The following is an 18,804-nucleotide window of genomic DNA, read 5'->3' as shown; positions in this document are numbered from 1 at the left end:
AAAAGAAGACTCTCATATATTCTACAACCATGACTTTATTCCTATGTATTCGAACCGGGAATCTGGCCCCCGATCACTCCCTATTGTAACCTCCCATCCACCCATTGTCCTTCAAACGTCGCACCATCTGCTTGATAGAGGATGCCGTTTCCGTGTGGTGTACCTTTATGAAGGGTACCAATATATGTGTTACCGTTTGAGTAACGGAACGTTCCATAACCTGTAATGTCGCCATTTGTAAATTCACCGGTATATTCATTTCCATTTGACCATTTCATTTCTCCTTCTCCATTAGGCTTCCCATTTACGCGGCTTCCTACATGAATCGATCCATTTGCAGATTTGTATGTGCCATAGCCAGTTATCTCTCCGTATGAAAACTCTCCTGTATAAACGTCTCCGTTTGCCCACTCTAGCTTTCCTTCACCATGCGGCTTTCCATTTAACGATTTTCCAACATATTTCGAGCCATCTGCCCAAGTATATTTACTTTCCGTCAATTTGGTTACATTGCTTGAAACTTTCTCAGAGAAATCAGTCTGTAAAAACATCGGCTTGTCAGCGCCCATAGGTAAAAAATAATACAATACAGTAGCAACAAAGAGTAGAGAAAAAACATACCACAGCTTTCTACCTTTCTTTCTTTTCAAAGCAGATACACCGTTAATTCTCTTTGTTTCATATTGGGTACTAAATAATATTCTGTCACACTGCTTACACGTATTTCTCAACGGTTCATTTGCCGTATCACAAAATGGACATACGTAGTAATTTTCATGTTTTTTTACTTTCTTTCTCTTATTTAGTTTACTAGCTAAGGTACTATATTGCACTTGATTCCCATTTCCATCCGAGTCCATACAAATTCCACACATCGCAACTTGTTGAAAACTCTCTTTTAACTCAGGATGCATTATCCTATATGCAGAAAATTCCCTGTCACTTAGCTTTTTATTGTTTTTATCTAAGTAAACTATTTTTAACATACTGTCTGAACCATTACATTTATAACATTTCATGCTTGACTCTCCTATCTCTATTAAAACAAGTCTACTAGTACCAACCTATAACCTCTAAACGAACCATCTCTTGTCGCTCTAACTCTTTTCTTTTCATGTCAATATTAAAAACAGAACTATGTAAGTGTGACGAGTCCATTCATTTCACCAGCTCTCTACAGAAAAAAAAGTATATATGACTATTATACCTTTTGAATTGATATATTTTCCATTTGCTAGAGTAATATTTTCAAATGATAAACAGGAACGGGGTTAAATTTATCATTTGAAAAAGGAGAAATGTAACCCCGTCCCCGTTTCTCTCTTAATAAAACAAACAACACTGTGAAATTGGGAATAATTCCATCCTTCCTTTTATTCGTAATAAGGTTTTATTCTCACAGAGTGAATATAGTTTCTTTATAGTTTAATAGGGTGGTCATCTACCCTGTCATCGTGGGTAGTCATCTCTGGTGAAAAAAAAACGATTATTGACTAGGTTCACCTGTCTGTTCTTTGACAGGATGCATTTACTTTCAAAAGATACTTTCGACTTGTTTCGAGGACGTGTCACCGTTCGGACATCTATGTATGCATTTGCAATTGGTTGGTATGAGAAATTTCTCGCCTTGGCTTACCAAGTCTATTTTATAAAAGTAGCGTTTGGATGAAAAAAGAGTAAATGAAGAGTTTGAGGGTGAGCAGCTAATGGAAACGTAACGTTTTCTCTAGGGAATATGCAACGTTTTACCTTTAATGTAGTAGGCAAATCAAAAATATAGTATAAATTTTGGTCGTAGGGATGGTTCTAGACCAGGGATAAAGTATTTCAAACATGTTTTGATTCATCTGGCACGGACAGCCTCTATTTCATTCAAAAAGAAAAGGACTCCGCGACAATTGTATGTTTGTCTGAGTCCTAATTATCTTTGTTCATTATTCGTATAAACTTGAACGAACTAATAGGTTGGAATGAAGGATATGGGAAAAACTTGTGAACAACGAGACATTCCTTGTCCACATCCGAAAAAGAATAAGGGCAGTCGACTCCTCCCGTTCAATCATTATGTGTTTAAGCTTTATAGATTAGTATAGTTTCCTAGTTGATTTCTCTAAAAATAGTTACTTTTCTTTAATCTAACACTAACCTTCACCCTTTATTAAATGTATCAAACTCTTAGATATCCCAGTTACTCTTGAAAGCTGCCTTAGGGAAATGCCTTCTAGTCTTTTGAGCTTCGTAATAATTTCGTTTCTTTTTTGGGTTTCCATTCTTTGTAGCTTTGAACTGTTAGCGACTCCTAATTGTTTTAGGTAGATTCTTATTTCATCATCAGATATTTTTGTTGCTGTGGTGTGGTCTAAGCATTGATCGTTGTTTGATTGGTTCATGAATGTCAGAAATAAGTCTTTTTCAGAGGATTTTCCGTTTGTATTAAATCGTTTTAGTGCTTCTTTCGTGTTTATTATTTTCCGCTTATGTGTGTATTCTTTTATACTTGTCCATTTACATTCGAAGATATTTTTGGCTAGTCCAGCTTTTACTGGGTTTTGATGGATATACCGGAGAGCGATTAAGAAGTATTTACTGTCCTCTACTCTTTCACTTTTAAATCTTTCTTGGAAAAGGTGGCCGCAACGGGCATATTTGTCATTGTACCAGTAGACGTAACTGGAGCTGATTCTTTTAATCGTTAAGGAAATTGTTTCTTCTGTTTCTTTCAATAGTAGATGTACGTGGTTATCCATTATACAGTAGCCATATAATTCATATTGGCTTACTTTTTTATATTTTGCTAACGTTTGTATAAACCTTCTTTTGTCTTCCTTGTCCTCGAAAATAGTTTGTTGGTTAATTCCTCTTAACATAATGTGATAGATTCCACTTCTACTTCTTTCTCTTGCTTTTCTTGGCATATAAATCACCTAGATATTATGTTGTTACTGCTTTCACTAGTTTATTGCTCTGTTCGCGACTGTTTAGTTTCACCGCTTCCCAGATGCTTTGGTCTGTTATGGAGATGGATTCAGCTAGATCGGATATCGTTCTGGCTAGGCGAATGATTTTTATTTGAGCGCGACTGCTTAATTGTTGTTTTGCGGCTAGATGACGTAGCAGCTGTTGTTGCGACGGTTGTAGAGGACTGGTCTTTAGTATTGTGTCGTAGGAAACTCTGCTATTAAGGATTGTTTGACTGTAGCGTTCGTATTGAATCAGCCTTGCCTTCTCTACTCGTTGTTGAACAGTTGCGGAGGTATCGCTTGGTGTATGGTACGTGTTGAAGTTAACCGCTTGGAGAGAAAGGAAAATATCAAAGCGGTCTCGTATTGGACCTGATAGGCGATTTTGGTATGCTGTGATTTGCTTCGGCGTACAGGAACAATAGTGTTTATTTGATCCTAAATATCCACAAGGACAAGGGTTCATTGCCCCGATCATGTTAAAAAGTGCCGGATAGGTAACGGTAGCATTCGCACGACTTATGGTGACATTTCCTGTTTCAATAGGTTGTCTCAGCATATCTAATGTCTTCTTACTAAATTCAGCCATTTCATCTAAAAAAAGAACGCCATTGTGCGCAAGGGAGATTTCTCCTGGTTTAGGAAATTGCCCACCTCCTATAATAGATACACTAGAGGCTGAATGATGAGGACTTCGGTATGGACGACTTGTTCGGTTTTCGAGTGAAACGCCACTTAAATGATACAAACTAAGCACTTCCAACATTTCCTCGCTTGATAAGTATGGCAAAATAGATGCAAAACTTTCTGCTAATAAACTTTTTCCGCAACCTGGTGGACCTGACATAAATAAATGGTGTCCTCCTGCTGCAGCAATTTCAAGTGCTCTCTTCGCTTCTTCGTGACCAACTATTTGTTCAAACGTGACTGTATGTGTTTTAGGTTCTAACTTTTTTGGTGATTGGCTGTTTAGTGTAAGTATGTTTTGTCCGGCTAGATGGTCGATTACATCTTGTATGGTAGAAACGTAGATTAATTGTAAATTAGAGAATTCGATTGGAGGGAGTTTTTCATCAAAAGGTAAATATAAACGTTTTAATCCTAGCTTTTTAGCTGCAAGTATGGCTGGTAACATCCCTTCAACAGGTAGGATACTTCCATCTAAAGAAAGCGAGCCGATGAATCCAGTATGTTCATCGATTGGACTGTGTATCGTATTCATTATGCAAAGCAAGCCGATTGCCATCGGTAAATCAAACATTGGTCCGTTTTTCCTTTGTTCAGCTGGAGAGAGATTGATCACAATTTTTTCTTCTAATCCGTGTTTAAATGTGTGTAGTGCAGCAGTAATCCTTTCTTTCGCTTCTTTCACAGATGCATCTGGTAATCCAACAATAACGATAGAATCAGGACCTTCTATTTGTTGGATTTCCACTGTCACACGATATCCTTCCATTCCTTTTAATCCGATTGTAGTAACTTTCACTGCCATGCTTTGTCCTCCTTTTGTAAATTGATAGGAAAATTCTGTCGTTTATATGGTGTGTGATTACTGGGGGGTGTTTTCATTAGAAAGTAGTTAGCGTCAAAATAGAACGTTTGTTCTATTTTTATTTTATTTAATTTTGTGGTAATAGTCAATTGTTTTGTATGGGAGGTAAGGAAGATTTTATCGTTGATCAATTTTTAATAGCTAAGAAGTTATGGGGGTATATTAGCACCTTTAAGTAGGTTGTAATCTTACAAACTACTTAAAGGGTTAGTTAAAGTTCTAATTGTAATTTCCAGAATATGTTTGGACAAGGAACCTGTCCCCGTGTCCATCCCGTGTCCATCCAAATCTAGACAAGGTTTGGAAAACGGTGAATCTGTCATATTAGTAGTTGCTTTTAATGACCCAAGTAGAAAAAGGTACTATATTCCTATAAGAATACTCCATCGAGACTAGATGCATAGTATTATATTTATAGAGCGCTCTAAACATACAAAAAGGAGATTATTATGATAAAGAAAATAATTATAAGTTCTATTGCATTGATTATGTTTTTACAAATAGGTTTAATTACAAATTATGCTAATGCAAAAAATTCTTTAAGTAATTCTGAAGTTGAAGCTTTAAATCTACATTCTAATTTGCCTTCTAGTTCATTAGAGCTAAATCCTAAAGAAGAAAAAGTGATAACATTTACTGAATATTATATGCCAAATAAAAGTGGTGAATTAGAATTAGTTACAGATCCTAATATGATTAGGAGTTTAGAAATTCATTCTACTTCTGAATTTACTCCAATGAATAGTTTGGATCCAGGTCCAGGTGCTGTTAGGGTAAATGGTTACCTAATAGGCGCATCGGGGACTAACTTCGCCCAACAAGAAAAAGGTATTTTCGATTCAATCAAAAATATAGCAATGTATGTCGTAGTAAGTGGTGTAAAAACTTTTGTAACAACAGCTGGTAATGTTATATTGGATTTAGCTGGGATAATATCTACTGATGTTAATACTAAATCTTCAGTTACATCTACAATATCCTATTCATTAACTTATCCTGGTAAAGAAGGACAAATTTATAACTCAAATAAAACTTGGACTTCAAAATATGATGCTAGATCAAGATACACTTGGAAACATTATTATGGTATATGGCAAGATAGAAATGGCCAAGCAAGACAATATGTATACGACTATACTACGAGAAATGGTCATTCTCCTGTAAAAAGAGAATATTCTCCTAATTATAGTAACAATACCTATATTGCTAACGAAGCTTATAGAAGATGGACCTATAATCTTCCGAAAGGTGCAGAAAATTGGGCTACAAAATAATTGTTAATCTCACATTATTTATCATTATATTAACGGGTTGTTCCAATGAGTTAACAATGGATACTCCAAGTACAACAACAATTGATATTGAAGAAAGTGAAAAGTTAATTGAAAAAGAAGTACATGAAATAATGAGTAAATCAACAAGTGATTTTAGGACTAATTCTGACTTTTTTGAAATTAAAGGAAATATATTCCCTTCTGAATATGAGGAAAGAGATTTAATCACTATCGAGGTAATTATTAATAAACCTGTAGAAACAATGAATAATCTAGGTGCTACATTTGCATTAAATGATAATATTCTTACGTATCTTCATACACCACGACCATATAATTCTAATATTTGGGGAGATAAACCAACTATTACCCCTGAAATTAAAAAAGAAAGTGATAATTTAGGATTAACTATTGGTAAAGCTTTTGAAATTATTCCTGATGATCACCCTTATAAGTACAAAGAATTTAATAAAGAAGTGTTTTTAGATATATTAAGAGATATTCGTGTAAAAATAACCTGGGAGAACGATGATAAAGAAGTTTTTACAGAATATATTAAGTTAGATTCTGAAACTATCGAAATCGACGAAGGTATTTTAGATTTTTATACAGATTAGAGTTATAAAGCAGAAGCAAACTCTAGGAAGTTAATGAAAATATCAACCCTCGAATTTGAGCAAATCAGCTCAAATTCGAGGGTTTTATTTATAGGAAATAATCTTAGTGGACTCTAATACTATCCCGCAATATGTTTGAGGAAAGAGCCTTTTCCGAGTCAGTCCCTCTCCCAAATTAAAATCAATTTTCCAGTTTTTGCTTGGACAAGGAACCTGTCCCCGTGTCCATTCAGGAGATCCAGATGAACTTCATCGGCCTTATGAAGTTCAACTACAGCTAATTTTTAATAAAAGTTGGAGTTGCTCCATACCCTCACGTGTCCCATAATCCTTTATATGTTACACTAAAGAAAATCCAATAATTGGAGGGTTACAATGGCTAGTCAAACTAGAATGATTGTTCAACATTCATTAGATGCATTATTAAAAGAAGACCGCTTTTTGCCTGATTTACAAGGGGAAGCGCGAGAGCAAGCTTTTACTTCACTAGGAGCTATTCTTTCTACACCAAATCATGTGCATAAGGCATTTTTAAGAATTCCATTAGAGGATGGAAATGTTGTTCGAATACCTGCATTTCGTGTTCAGCATAATAACGCACTTGGCCCTTACAAAGGCGGGATCCGTTTTCATGAATCGGTGAATGAAGACGAAGTAATCAATTTAGCCTCCTTAATGACGTTGAAAACCGCTCTTCATGACGTTCCCTACGGTGGAGGAAAAGGTGGCGTGATTATTAATCCGAGATCCTACTCCGTTAAGGAGCTACATTTAATTTGCACAAAGTATGTTCAATACTTTAGTGATATTATCGGTCCAGATAAAGATATCCCTGCACCAGATGTTGGCTCAAGTGAAAGAGAAATGGATTGGATGATGGCGGAATATAAAAGTATTCGTCCTGGTCAGCCTTACCTTGGTAGCTTTACAGGGAAAAGCGTCGTTAACGGCGGATCACTAGGAAGACGAGAGGCTACTGGAAAAGGTGTATATTTTACCTTCCGATACATGTTGTATAACTTCGTAAAAGAACAAAAGCAATTTCTTACAAAAACAGAAAACCTCTTCGCGAAAACAGCTTTAGAGCTTGAAAACAAAGCACTTACTATTGCCGTCCAAGGGTTTGGTAACGTTGGTTCTGTCGCTGCACTTGAGGCGTATCATTGTACGCACTTACAAAATAAAGTAGTAGCAGTGAGTGACCGAAACGTAACGCTATATAACGAAGATGGACTAGACATTCCTGCCTTAGTACGTTTCACTCAAGAAAATAAAGGCGACCTTCCAATAAGTGAGGAAGAACTAGAAAAAATTGGAGTAAAAGCAGAGATTCGCGGAAGAGAAGATGTTTTATACTTGGGAGTCGACGTCCTATTTTTAGCTGCATTAGAGGATCAAGTTCATAAAGATAATGTAGATAAAATTCAAGCAAAAGTCATTGTAGAAGGCGCAAATGCTCCAGTTACAAGTGAGGCAGATGAATATTTAAATAAAAATGGAACGATTATTATTCCTGACATTTTAGCTAACGCAGGTGGTGTTATTGTATCCTACTTTGAATGGCTACAAGGACGCGAAACACAGTTTTACAGCCAAGTGGAAGTATTCAAGCTTCTAACGGAAAAGATGCAGGCTACCTTAGACAATGTCCTGCCTTCCTTCTTTGGAGATCCATTCCCATTACGCCAAAACTGTTATATTCAGTCGGTTATGAAACTGTCGACCGTACTTTATAGGCAGGGGAAGTTGTATTAAAGAGAAGCACAGGTAGTGGAAAGTGGGAACAGCTGTACAACGAGTTAGCGAATCGATTAGAGATAATACGGGGACGGGGTTCATTTCACATTCCAAGAATGAGAAATGTAACCCCGTCCCCAATTATTCTTGACTTTTTACGAAGAAGGGGTAAAACTTAGTTAAACAGTTAGGAAGGAAGAATAATATATGGAAAAACTTACTGAAGAGCATGTACTAAAATTGTTGCATACAATCGACAACTGGAAGATAGTAAATGAAGTATGGATCGAAAAGAAATATCGATTTAAACATTATTTAACAGGTATCGAGTTTGTCAAAAAGGTTGGAGAATTGTCTGAAGAGGTTAATCATCATCCTTTTATTTCAATAGACTATAAGCTTGTTACTTTAAAATTATCATCATGGCAAGCAAAAGGGCTAACCGATTTAGACTTTGAGTTAGCTAGAGTCTTTGATCAATTTTATGAAAACTTTAAAAAAGAGGTTGACAATAAATAGAATTGATTGTATATTTTTTTACATAATTACTTTAGCGATTAAAAGCGTGTGTGCGTTAAAGTGTATAAGTGAAAATAATGTTTTAAGCCTAGCAAACTAGTAGCATTCATAATGACAGTAATTAGAGACTGGATGGTTGGTGAAAATCCAGGTGTTATGAAATGTGAATTACACTTGCGGTTACATAGGGCTGGTTTTTCTAAGTGGATGGGTAATTGCCCGTCAATTAGGGTGGTACCGCGGAGAGTCACTTCGTCCCTTTTCTAGGGATAAGTGACTCTTTTTATTTTATAAGGGGGATTTAACATGTTAACTGAGATGAAAGCAAGGAAAATACCAAAACACTTACAGAAATTTGTTGTGGATCAACAATATGATAAATATACACCGATTGATCATGCAGTATGGCGTTATGTGATGAGACAAAACCATCACTTTTTAAAAGACACATCTCATGAAGCATATGTGGATGGATTAAAAGCTTCTGGGATAAAAATTAATAGTATACCAAATGTAGATGAGATGAATGAGTCTCTCGCACCTGTAGGATGGGGAGCTGTAAATATTGACGGGTTTATTCCTGGGGTTGTCTTTTTTGAATTTCAGGCACATGGATTATTGCCTATTGCATCAGATATTAGAAAACTAGAAAATATCCAATATACACCTGCACCCGATATTATTCATGAAGCAGCTGGTCACGCCCCCATTTTATTGGACGAAAAATTTTCTGAGTACGTAAAATTGTTTGGTTCAATAGGTGCAAACGCCATAGCTACGAAAGAAGAGCATGATTTATTTGAAGCGATTCGTCAATACTCAAATCTTTTAGAAAATGGAACTGGAACAGATGAACAAATTGAAAAAGCGAAACAAAACTTTGAAGAAAAGCAAATGGCTGTCACAGAACTTTCAGAAGCAGAGCAAATCTCAAGATTGTATTGGTGGACTGTAGAGTATGGACTAATAGGAACTGTTGACGATCCAAAGATTTATGGAGCAGGTTTACTTTCTTCTGTATCGGAAGGAAGAAATAGTATTACATCCAATGTTGAAAAATGGGAATTTGATTTAGAGAAAGTGACACAAACGGGATTTGATATTACGAAACCACAACCACAATTGTTCGTCTGTAATAGTTTTGAACAACTAATAGAAGCTGTAAAAGAATTTGCAAATACAATGGCATTTAAAGTTGGAGGGACTGAAAGTTTAGAAAAAGCTTTAAAGTCAAACCATACTGCAACGATTGTATATAGTTCTGGACTTCAAGTGACGGGAACGTTGACTAATATATCAAAAGATGCCAGCGGAGAAGCTAATTATATTCAGTTCTCTGGTCCTTCAGCTTTAGCCTTTGATAAACAACAGTTAGTTGGTCATGTTAAAGAAAGACACACAGAAGGATTTAGCTCACCAATTGGAAAACTTGTAAATCATGAAAAACCGCTAGAAGATTGGACAGATATGGAATTATCTTCTCAAGGAATAGAAGTGGGTGTCCATACTAAACTACTATTTGAAGAGGGAGTAAGCATAATTGGCACTGTCACCAGCATTTTAAGGAAAAATCAAAAAATAATTTTAATTACTTTTAAAGACTGTTTGGTTACTAGACAGAATCTTACACAACAGTTTAACGAGTTTGATATGGCTGTTGGAGCAACAATAACTTCTGTATTTGCAGGTGCAGCTGATTCTGAAGCATTTTTCGCTGATTTAGAAACTGTTACCCAGAAAGAGTTTGTTCCGAGAGAACTAACTGAATTAGAAAAGTTATACGGAGTTGTAAGAGAAATCCGTCAAGACAATACAAACAAAAATACCATTGAAAACAAACTTTCTGAAGTGATGACAAAATTAACTCTACATCATCCAAATGACTGGTTATTAAGAGTTGAAGTGTTGGAACTTTTAAAGCAGAAGAACATTCTTCATGAAGAACAACTTGTTTTATTAAATGAGCTGGAAAAGCTTAAAGCATTAGATCAAGAGTTGTTTGAATTAATTGAAAGAGGGTTAAAAATAATCCCATCATAAACATCATATTTTATAGTAACTTATTGTAAAATGACTAACTTTGTTCGTTTCAGACTGTCGACAAATTCGAAATAATTCGGGTTTGTCGACAGCCTTTTTTTGTATAAATAAAGTATCAAATGAATTATGGAGAATAGGCATAGTTTATAGATACATTATGCTTATTAGAACAAAAGCACAACGAAAAGGCATCCGCGACAAATTGTATGTTTGTCAGAGTCCTATTTATCTCTGTTCATTATTACTATAATATCTCGTTCGTTTCGTACGGATTTTTCCCAGATGAAATCTTAGTCCCTCTAAAAGGCAGAACATATTACCTGTATAAAGATTACTTAAATTAAGATGGTCAGCCTTCTTAACGGGTACCTGCAAAAGTAAATGAGTTTTTACGTATAATGCAAGTAGATTTTTTTGAATAACTAGAAATATACTTGCATTTACTTTTTTCTCGTTAGTCTTCTCTATATCCTAAATCATTTAAAGTTAAATCTTGGTATGCTTCGCCAATTCGATACGAAGTAATTCTTTCCTTACCACTTGCTCCCTTGATAATACCTCTATCTAGCCAAGTTATTGCCCATTTAGTAACAGTAATGGGCTTTACTTTAAATAATTCTGCAATTTCCTTAGGTTTAGTGGGTCTATTACGTTCTATAAGAAATCGTAACAATGTTTTTTCTTTTGGCTCTAAAGAAAGGATTCTTGGGTCTGAAGGTGTAGTGGCAAATTTAATTGAAAGATTAGCAACCTTTTCATATGCTAGAGCCATGATTCTTAAAAAATATTCAATCCAAGGGGCTAAATCTTCAGGATTTTCACGCCCTTCATAATAAAGAGCAGGCAGTCCCATTTGTAAATGCTTATAATACCCTTTTAAATCTTCCACATAGTATTCTTCCATTGAATGAAATCCTTTAACATCGTAATTCTCAATTGACAAAATGTATGATGCTAGGGCTCTCGCTGTTCGACCATTACCATCTTCAAATGGGTGAATTGTAAGTAGCTGATATGTAGCAATAGCTGCTTTAATGGGAACAGGAATTTCTTTTTCTGAGTTAATCCATTTCACCAGTGCTTCCATTAATAGTGGCACATCTAAATGTTCGGGAGGTATATATTCTGCTTGTTTTGTTTGATTATCATATACAGCAAATAATACACCAGGTGGCATTGCGCCACGATAGTTACTTTTTGTAGACTTTCTGCCAGCACCATGTTTTACAATAATAGAGTGGAGTTGTTTTATAAAATCTTCTGTAATAGGAGTTTTGTTTTGTTTTTCTTGGGATAAGAAAGAAAGAGCTTCCCAATAATTTCTTACTTCTTCTTCGACAGGAATTCTAAAATCATTTTGTTTTTGTTTAACTACACGAGCAACTTGTTCTAAATCAAGTGTATTTCCTTCTATACGTGTAGAATAATGTGTTGCCTTTAATTTTGCTTGTTCTTTTAGGTCACTTTCAATATGTGCAGGTATAGGCATCAATTCAACAATTGCTCTAGAACGTTCAATTGACATTAAGTCTTTTACGATTGGTTGGGAATAACTAAATTTAGGCATGTACAAATCATTTCACCATCCTTTTAACTCAATTGATACGTTAATTATACGCTATTCATACGCTAATTAAAATTTGTAGTTTATAATTTGTACGCTATTTATATACTAAATGCACTTTTTAGTACGTTATATATACGCTATTTACACGCTAATTAAAATTAATAATATGTAATTCATACGCTATTTAAACGAAATTTGAAATTTATATTAAATTAATTGTAACCTCATATAGAATAGTAAGGTGAACCAGGTAAATGAAGAATTCAATCAATTACAATCGAAAAGCCCTATTAATATGTTGATAGACATGGCAATCAATGATAGAGTTTAGCTTTAAAAATTATTCATATTTTCAAATAAATAATTGGACATTACCTGTCCCCATACTCTTTATTCATGGTTCTGTGTAATTAAAGGAAAAATAATTTTTATGAGTTAATGCCTAACCTCTAGCTTGTTTTGCTGCTTCTTCTCGCTCTGGTCTATATGCATTTACAATAAAATGATATATCTTAAAGCAGGATTGATTTTCGGGATTTTTATGTGTTGAAATAATAACGTTCTCTATTTCATCTAAGCCCATGGTTAACTCTACTGTTTCAAAGTATTTCTTGCCTTCTATATCTAAAAAGAAACCTTTTAACATTTCTTCCCTTCTTCTCAGGACAGTATGGAGATTAGTTGTTTTATTAAAGAGGATAGTAAAACCAAACGGAATGTCCTCGTTCATGTAACCAATTAACTGTTTAAATTGCTTCTTAAAGTTACCCCATTCTTTGTTTTCTCCAATAGCAATTGGCTTAAATGTATGCTTAGTCTGGGTATAGATAAAAAAGTCTATTTCTCCTGTATTTTTTCTAGCGAATCCACCAGGCTGTTCCCTAGCTACAATGATACCTTTATCTGATAATGATGTTTGTAAAACATGAGCAATATCGTCGCTTAACTGAGTTTCTTTTGTTTCCATTAAACGTCTAGGGTCCATTTCCTTTTGCTTTATCGCTGAGTAAATTAATCGTACAATTAATTCTTCAATATTTTCACTTTCCTGTGATGGATTACTGTTTCGTTGTTGAAGATATCTTTCTCTAATATCATAAGGCATTAACTCAATATATTGATCAAGATCGACATTAAAAAATTCCAGTGTGTTTTTAGAATTAAAAAACAAATGTACGAATGCATCAACGTCCAAAAAGTCCCAGTCATCAAATAAAAAATAAGGATATGATTCTAGATCATCTATTTTATCAAGTATGTATTCATCGTCTTTAGTAATAGGATTTATACTAGTAATGTCAGTAGCTTTATTGTTATCTTCTACATTAACATCGTTAAACCACTCTATTAAAAAATAGAGAGTATATTCTTGAAGTGGAGTAAGGTTATGTGGAAAACTGTCTGTTGTATATTCTTGTAATTCATATAAGGTTTTCTTGCATTTCTCAATCTCATTCCTAGCCATAAACGTCGGAAAAACATAATCTAACATGTGATCGAAATCTCCACTATCTTCTCCCAGTTCAATAAAGAATGTAATTATTTCTTTCAACTCATGGTTAAACTTTTTACTAATTCCTTTAGAGATATTATAGGAAATGCTAATAATTTGGATCACCCCTCTCTCCTAAAATATAACATACTCCTGAACCGAGAGCACCAAATGTAACCAACTTCCTTGGAAAACGTGTCCTGAATTTCGTTAGGTTTATTAAAGTATATAAGCGTAGCAAGAATGTAATTGCTTCATAATTACGCGAATGGAATGGTCGATGGTTTGTAACTGAAGATGTATATGTTTGGACTTAATACAGTAGAAAAGTATTATAAATGGATACATTGCGCGGACTTCTTCGATGTAGAAATAGTTGATGAATTCTAACTCATGAAAAAAAACAGATCTCTTTTTCCCCTCGCTGTAATATGATACAACGCCACTGGGTACCAGCACGATGATCTCTACATAATTCTATGTATCTGACAACCTATTAATCTCATAATCTTATATATACAACTAAGAAGGGGATGATGAAATGGTCATGATTGCATCAATACCTATCAGTGAGATTAAGGCATTGCATAGCTATAGGCCTGGCATTGAAACAGCAAAGGCTATTTACGATACCTACTCCACTACAAACACGATACAGATGGTAGTGAATAAATCCAAAGACGGTTCTTTGACCGTGATAAAAGGATTAAGCGTATTTAGTGCTATAAAGGTATTTAGACCAAATGATATTGTCATGGTAATTATCAAGGTAGATTTAGACGATGAATTAGATATAGTACTTGAGGCTACTAGAAACGCAAAAATGGAAAACAATTATTTTAAAATCATGGATGAATATTGTGAAATATTACTAGAAATTTACCATTTATCCGTGCAATCTATCCATGAGTTAACAGGCATAAAGAAAGATAAGCTAGAATCACTAATCTTAAACGACTCTAGGATCCTCCCTCGAGTAAGAGCACTTGCTGAACAAAAAGGAAAAATTCCGTTTATAAATAAAATATTGAATGATAAAAAGATCCCAAATGAAAACAAGATACCTCTATGCCGTCATGCATTAAGAGAAACAAGACCATTAACTGTGGAGGAATTACGTAATTTCAAGTTTTTTATTGAGGTAGGTTACAGAGTAGACAATCTTACTGTTAGAGATATAGATTATATTGTAAATAGAAAAGCTGCTTTTCTCGAATATTGGGAAGACAGTATTTATAAAAGAACACCAATATTCCAACCAAATAATAGCCAAGATGAACAACAATGGCATTAAGTAACGGAAGAACGGGGATCAAGATATCTTTTTTGAATACTTTTCTTCATCCCACGTTCACTTATAAAAAGTTACAAAACTTCAGTAAACCTTTCCCCAATTCCACTTTCCGGTCATAATATCTTTTCTTGTTCATACATTATAAATGAAGGATACATTCTTTCTTCCCTCTATGCAGGGAGGATGGTATATTGCTTAAGTACTACATAAATTACTGGTTTAAAAGATTAATTAAATTTGTTAGTAACATTTACTAACTAAGTTTTATCTCTGTCGAATGTAGCCACAGCCTGAAAATAAAATATTTGGGAAAAGGATGTAACCTTCTTCTTCCTTTTCCCTTTTAAATAAACTATACATAAAACAATTATCTTTGAAGCAATCAACTTTTACAGGTTTGATTGCTTCTTTAATTGCAAGCAACATAAAGCGGTTTTCCCTTTGACTACATAGATGTTTCTACTTTGTAATATCAAAATGCATAAGAGGATAAAACTATTCCGTTACCAACGGGTTGTTTTGTAATTTTATTTACACTTCTACTATTTATTTGAAATGCAACTTGCCACCGAGCCTTTTTATCTTTTTATAAATGTCCGTCTACTAGATTTACTAGTATAATGATAACTTCCTCGTGCGCATCACTTGTAGAACTAACCCTCCGCTCCAAGACACAACTCCCCAAGCAGAAGCATCCAACGCCCCCATTATACAATCTGTTATGAATGAGTGTTACTCAACATCTTAAGGCGTAATACTACCCACTCTAGCAGGGAACTAAATGCTGAAATAATGTTCTTAAGAGTTTATTTTAAAGTGTTGGATAATTCGAAAATCCCATTAAGCTTATTCAACTGCTTAGAAAAGAGCATTTTTGTGGTTTTATTAGTAATTCCTAATATTTGTTAACACAGAAACTGTCCGAGGCCACTGAAAAAGTCGCCTTTTTAAAAAAACAATGTTTTTTAGGGGGTCAAAAATGTCTACCTATCACAGAAACGTCGCTTAGAAGCGAATCTAGAGCGTCATTTTCTTGCACATTATTTTTACTTTTTAAAAGTTGGACTTTTTCAGCGGCCTCAAACTGTCCCCGTGTCCTCTTCCAGCAGTCTCAGCCTACCCTATGTCCACAACAAGGTGGTGTTGGAGTGGGTGTTTAAGATAGAGGCTGGGAATTGTTCGGTTAGGTTGCCTTTTAGTAGTTGTTCGATTGCTTGGGATTTGGATTTCCCTGAGGCTAGGAGGATGATTTCTTTGCTTTTCATGATTGTTTGGATGCCCATGGTGATAGCTTGCGTTGGAACTTCGTTTAAGCTTGAAAAGTATCTTTCATTTGCTTTTCGGGTGGAGCTTGTTAAAGTCACGATATGTGTTTTGGAAGTGAAGGAAGTTCCAGGTTCATTAAACCCGATATGACCATTTTTCCCAATCCCAAGAATTTGCAGATCTATCCCTCCTGCATTTTCAATCAATCGCTCATAGCGCTGACATTCTTCCTCATGATTATTGGAAATCCCATTCGGAATGTTTGTGTTTTCTTTTTTCACATTAATTCCGCTAAACAAATGTTTATTCATATAATAATAGTAGCTATTCTCGTGCGTTTTCTGCAGCCCAATATATTCGTCCAAATTAAATGTTTTTACATTCTCATAAGAAGGCGCACCAGTTGCCCTAAACTTTTCTACTAAAATTTCATACATTCGCTTCGGAGTCCCACCAGTTGCTAATCCTACTGTCAAAAAAGGATTTTGTTGGACTCGTTTCATCAACAGCTCAGCTGCCATAACGCTCATTTCTTCATAACTATTCACTTTCACGATCCTCATGTTATTCCCAACTTCCGTCTGAACATCTACTCTCATAACTTTTGTCCTCCTTACATAAAAAGAAAGCCATGTAATACAATCTCTACATGGCTTCCCAAATCACTTCATACCCGTTAAAGTAATTCCTTTTATGATGTGCTTTTGTAATAAGAAAAATACTAGTATTAAAGGTAGGGCTGTGATTGTTGCGCCTGCCATAATGAGCTCCCATCTTGATTCAAACTCACCTGATGCGAAATACGATAAACCGACTGGTAACGTGTATAGTTCGGAAGAATCTGTTACAATTAACGGCCATAAGAACGCATTCCAGTTACTTAAGAACGAGAAAATGAATAGTGCGGAAATCGCTGGCCATACTTGAGGAATGGCTACTCTCCAGAAGATTTGAAACTCGCCTAAGCCATCAATTCTTGCTGCATCTAGCAAGTCGTCCGGAATACCTTCCATGAATTGCTTCATTAAAAATACACCAAAGCCAGTCATTAAACCTGGGAAAATGAGCCCCCAATAACTATTCGTCCACCCAAACTCAGAACTCATAATATACCAAGGGATAATAAGCATTTCTGTCGGAACCATTAACGTACTTAATATCGCAATAAAAATAATGCTCTTGCCAATAAACTTAAACTTAGCAATAATGTAGCCGACTAATGAATCGAAAAAGACAACACTAATGGTTGTAACAACCGCTACAATAATACTGTTTATAAACCAGCGCGGAAATAAGGAATCTTGAAAAATTCGGCGGTAGTTTTCGAATGTTGGATTTTCCGGGATGATACTAAGTGTATATACATCTAAGGCTGATTTTAAGGAAGTGGACACCATCCAGATGAATGGGAAAATCATTATAATGGAACCTAAGATTAGTAATGCATATACGATGATTGATTTTTTCTGTTTTTCCATGATTTTTCCCTCCTTATTAATAATCAAACTTCTTAGATAGTACTTTCATTTGGAAAATCGTTAACGCCAGAATAAATAAGAACAAGATGACCGTAGCTGCTGAAGCTAACCCCATGCTATATTGTCTAAACGCCAACTGATAAATATAGACAACAACAGAAATCGTGGAGTGTAACGGTCCACCTGCGCTATCCACACTCATATTGACTACTTGTGTGAAGGACACTTGAATAAAGGTGATACTTCCGATAACGACCGAGAAGACGAGCGTTGGATTTAACAGCGGGATGGTGATGTCTTTAAACTTTTGCCAACTGTTCGCTCCGTCCACTTCTGCTGCCTCGTAAAACATTTTCGGGATATTTTCTAAACCGGCTAAGAAAATAATCATTTGAAAACCTAGTCCTTGCCAAATCATCGTTCCAATAATGATATAAATTGCTTGGTCTGGAGAATTTAAAAATAACTGCGGAGGTATTCCAATCGTTACTAAAAGTTCATTGATAATTCCGTTGTTCATAAATAGCCATTTGAATACCCAGCTTATTGCTACAATACTTGTGACGTACGGAATAAAATAAATAACACGAAATATCCCAACGAACGTATTAATTCGTTGTAACAATAAAGCGATCGCAAGCCCGATGATTACTTGGCCAGCAACCCCAAGAACGATAAAAATTAACGTGTTCCATAACGACTTTTTGAAAATAGGATCTGCCATTAGTGTTTTGTAGTTATCCAATCCAACGAACGGTTTTTCTGGCGATAAAATGTTCCATTCTCTAAATCCAATATTAAATGTATATAAGGTTGGTGCGATTCGAATTCCTAGATAAAAAATTAATGGTAGTAAGAGGCAGACATAGACGAATAAATATTGGCTTTGTTTTAATGTTAAGTTCGGTTTCGTAAATCTTTTCTTCTTCGGTTTAGGTTTAGTAGGTGTACTCGGTTGATAAGATGGCTCAGCCATTACTATTACCTCCTATGAAAACAGTGGTTGTG

Annotated in this window: 14 protein-coding genes; 6 read left to right on the top strand and 8 right to left on the bottom strand. The window is 35.1% G+C overall.

Annotated features, from left to right (window positions below; all coding sequences use genetic code 11):
* Positions 1-80: 80 nt before the first annotated feature.
* The 3 genes from CDZ89_RS02120 to CDZ89_RS02110 form a co-directional block, all read right to left on the bottom strand.
* Positions 81-1,019 carry an MORN repeat-containing protein gene (locus CDZ89_RS02120; protein WP_100333104.1) on the bottom strand — a complete coding sequence of 313 codons (939 nt, stop codon included), beginning with the start codon at positions 1,017-1,019 and terminating at the stop codon, positions 81-83.
* A 1,122-nt stretch (positions 1,020-2,141) separates the two neighbouring features.
* Positions 2,142-2,915: a transposase gene (locus CDZ89_RS02115; protein WP_096156486.1), complete on the bottom strand. Its 774-nt coding sequence runs from the start codon at positions 2,913-2,915 to the stop codon at positions 2,142-2,144.
* A 16-nt stretch (positions 2,916-2,931) separates the two neighbouring features.
* Positions 2,932-4,452: a YifB family Mg chelatase-like AAA ATPase gene (locus CDZ89_RS02110; protein ID WP_096156485.1), complete on the bottom strand. Its 1,521-nt coding sequence runs from the start codon at positions 4,450-4,452 to the stop codon at positions 2,932-2,934.
* 509 nt (positions 4,453-4,961) lie between these two features.
* On the opposite strand from CDZ89_RS02110, the gene CDZ89_RS02105 reads away from it, so the two are divergent.
* The 5 genes from CDZ89_RS02105 (at position 4,962) to CDZ89_RS02085 (ending at position 10,699) form a co-directional block, all read left to right on the top strand.
* Positions 4,962-5,786 carry a hypothetical protein gene (locus tag CDZ89_RS02105; RefSeq protein ID WP_096156484.1) on the top strand — a complete coding sequence of 275 codons (825 nt, stop codon included), beginning with the start codon at positions 4,962-4,964 and terminating at the stop codon, positions 5,784-5,786.
* A gap of 56 nt (positions 5,787-5,842) precedes the next feature.
* The gene (locus tag CDZ89_RS02100; protein WP_157842658.1) at positions 5,843-6,403 is read left to right on the top strand and encodes a hypothetical protein; all 561 of its coding nucleotides are present in this window, start codon (positions 5,843-5,845) and stop codon (positions 6,401-6,403) included.
* Positions 6,404-6,778: 375 nt separating this feature from the next.
* The gene (locus tag CDZ89_RS02095; protein ID WP_096156482.1) at positions 6,779-8,158 is read left to right on the top strand and encodes a Glu/Leu/Phe/Val family dehydrogenase; all 1,380 of its coding nucleotides are present in this window, start codon (positions 6,779-6,781) and stop codon (positions 8,156-8,158) included.
* Positions 8,159-8,347: 189 nt separating this feature from the next.
* Positions 8,348-8,659 (top strand): 4a-hydroxytetrahydrobiopterin dehydratase, encoded by a 312-nt coding sequence (locus tag CDZ89_RS02090; RefSeq protein WP_096156471.1) that lies wholly within the window; start codon positions 8,348-8,350, stop codon positions 8,657-8,659.
* Positions 8,660-8,965: 306 nt separating this feature from the next.
* Entirely contained in the window at positions 8,966-10,699 is a 1,734-nt protein-coding gene (locus tag CDZ89_RS02085) for an aromatic amino acid hydroxylase (protein WP_227521422.1), read from the top strand.
* A 454-nt stretch (positions 10,700-11,153) separates the two neighbouring features.
* Here the strand turns inward: CDZ89_RS02085 and CDZ89_RS02080 are convergent, their stop codons facing one another.
* Both CDZ89_RS02080 and CDZ89_RS02075 read right to left on the bottom strand, forming a co-directional pair.
* Positions 11,154-12,266, bottom strand: coding sequence for a Fic family protein (locus CDZ89_RS02080; protein ID WP_227521564.1), 1,113 nt, complete (start codon positions 12,264-12,266; stop codon positions 11,154-11,156).
* Positions 12,267-12,708: 442 nt separating this feature from the next.
* Positions 12,709-13,884: a hypothetical protein gene (locus tag CDZ89_RS02075; RefSeq protein ID WP_100333103.1), complete on the bottom strand. Its 1,176-nt coding sequence runs from the start codon at positions 13,882-13,884 to the stop codon at positions 12,709-12,711.
* 415 nt (positions 13,885-14,299) lie between these two features.
* Between CDZ89_RS02075 and CDZ89_RS02070 the strand changes: the two genes are divergently transcribed.
* Entirely contained in the window at positions 14,300-15,052 is a 753-nt protein-coding gene (locus CDZ89_RS02070; protein ID WP_100333102.1) for a hypothetical protein, read from the top strand.
* A 1,121-nt stretch (positions 15,053-16,173) separates the two neighbouring features.
* Here the strand turns inward: CDZ89_RS02070 and nagB are convergent.
* The 3 genes from nagB to CDZ89_RS02055 all read right to left on the bottom strand — a co-directional run bounded on the left by nagB (position 16,174) and on the right by CDZ89_RS02055 (position 18,772).
* Entirely contained in the window at positions 16,174-16,881 is a 708-nt protein-coding gene (gene nagB / locus CDZ89_RS02065; RefSeq protein WP_100334241.1) for a glucosamine-6-phosphate deaminase, read from the bottom strand.
* 99 nt (positions 16,882-16,980) lie between these two features.
* Positions 16,981-17,796 (bottom strand): carbohydrate ABC transporter permease, encoded by an 816-nt coding sequence (locus CDZ89_RS02060; protein WP_100333101.1) that lies wholly within the window; start codon positions 17,794-17,796, stop codon positions 16,981-16,983.
* A gap of 16 nt (positions 17,797-17,812) precedes the next feature.
* The gene (locus CDZ89_RS02055; RefSeq protein ID WP_100333100.1) at positions 17,813-18,772 is read right to left on the bottom strand and encodes a carbohydrate ABC transporter permease; all 960 of its coding nucleotides are present in this window, start codon (positions 18,770-18,772) and stop codon (positions 17,813-17,815) included.
* Positions 18,773-18,804 lie beyond the last annotated feature (32 nt).

The sequence above is a fragment of the Bacillus alkalisoli genome (genome assembly GCF_002797415.1).
GTDB classification, from domain to species: Bacteria; Bacillota; Bacilli; order Bacillales; family Bacillaceae_I; genus Bacillus_CD; species Bacillus_CD alkalisoli.
Note: the sequence above shows the minus strand (reverse complement) of the source record. Positions and strands in the feature narration are given on the sequence as shown.

Excerpts from the sequence above, each read along its gene's own strand:
- CDZ89_RS02090 (WP_096156471.1), top strand. The coding sequence starts at position 8,348 with ATGGAAAAACTTACTGAAGAGCATGTACTAAAATTGTTGCATACAATC.
- CDZ89_RS02085 (WP_227521422.1), top strand. The coding sequence starts at position 8,966 with ATGTTAACTGAGATGAAAGCAAGGAAAATACCAAAACACTTACAGAAA.
- CDZ89_RS02080 (WP_227521564.1), bottom strand. The coding sequence starts at position 12,266 with ATGCCTAAATTTAGTTATTCCCAACCAATCGTAAAAGACTTAATGTCA.
- CDZ89_RS02115 (WP_096156486.1), bottom strand. The coding sequence starts at position 2,915 with ATGCCAAGAAAAGCAAGAGAAAGAAGTAGAAGTGGAATCTATCACATT.
- CDZ89_RS02110 (WP_096156485.1), bottom strand. The coding sequence starts at position 4,452 with ATGGCAGTGAAAGTTACTACAATCGGATTAAAAGGAATGGAAGGATAT.
- CDZ89_RS02095 (WP_096156482.1), top strand. The coding sequence starts at position 6,779 with ATGGCTAGTCAAACTAGAATGATTGTTCAACATTCATTAGATGCATTA.
- CDZ89_RS02120 (WP_100333104.1), bottom strand. The coding sequence starts at position 1,019 with ATGAAATGTTATAAATGTAATGGTTCAGACAGTATGTTAAAAATAGTT.
- CDZ89_RS02100 (WP_157842658.1), top strand. The coding sequence starts at position 5,843 with ATGGATACTCCAAGTACAACAACAATTGATATTGAAGAAAGTGAAAAG.
- nagB (WP_100334241.1), bottom strand. The coding sequence starts at position 16,881 with ATGAGGATCGTGAAAGTGAATAGTTATGAAGAAATGAGCGTTATGGCA.
- CDZ89_RS02070 (WP_100333102.1), top strand. The coding sequence starts at position 14,300 with ATGGTCATGATTGCATCAATACCTATCAGTGAGATTAAGGCATTGCAT.
- CDZ89_RS02060 (WP_100333101.1), bottom strand. The coding sequence starts at position 17,796 with ATGGAAAAACAGAAAAAATCAATCATCGTATATGCATTACTAATCTTA.
- CDZ89_RS02055 (WP_100333100.1), bottom strand. The coding sequence starts at position 18,772 with ATGGCTGAGCCATCTTATCAACCGAGTACACCTACTAAACCTAAACCG.
- CDZ89_RS02105 (WP_096156484.1), top strand. The coding sequence starts at position 4,962 with ATGATAAAGAAAATAATTATAAGTTCTATTGCATTGATTATGTTTTTA.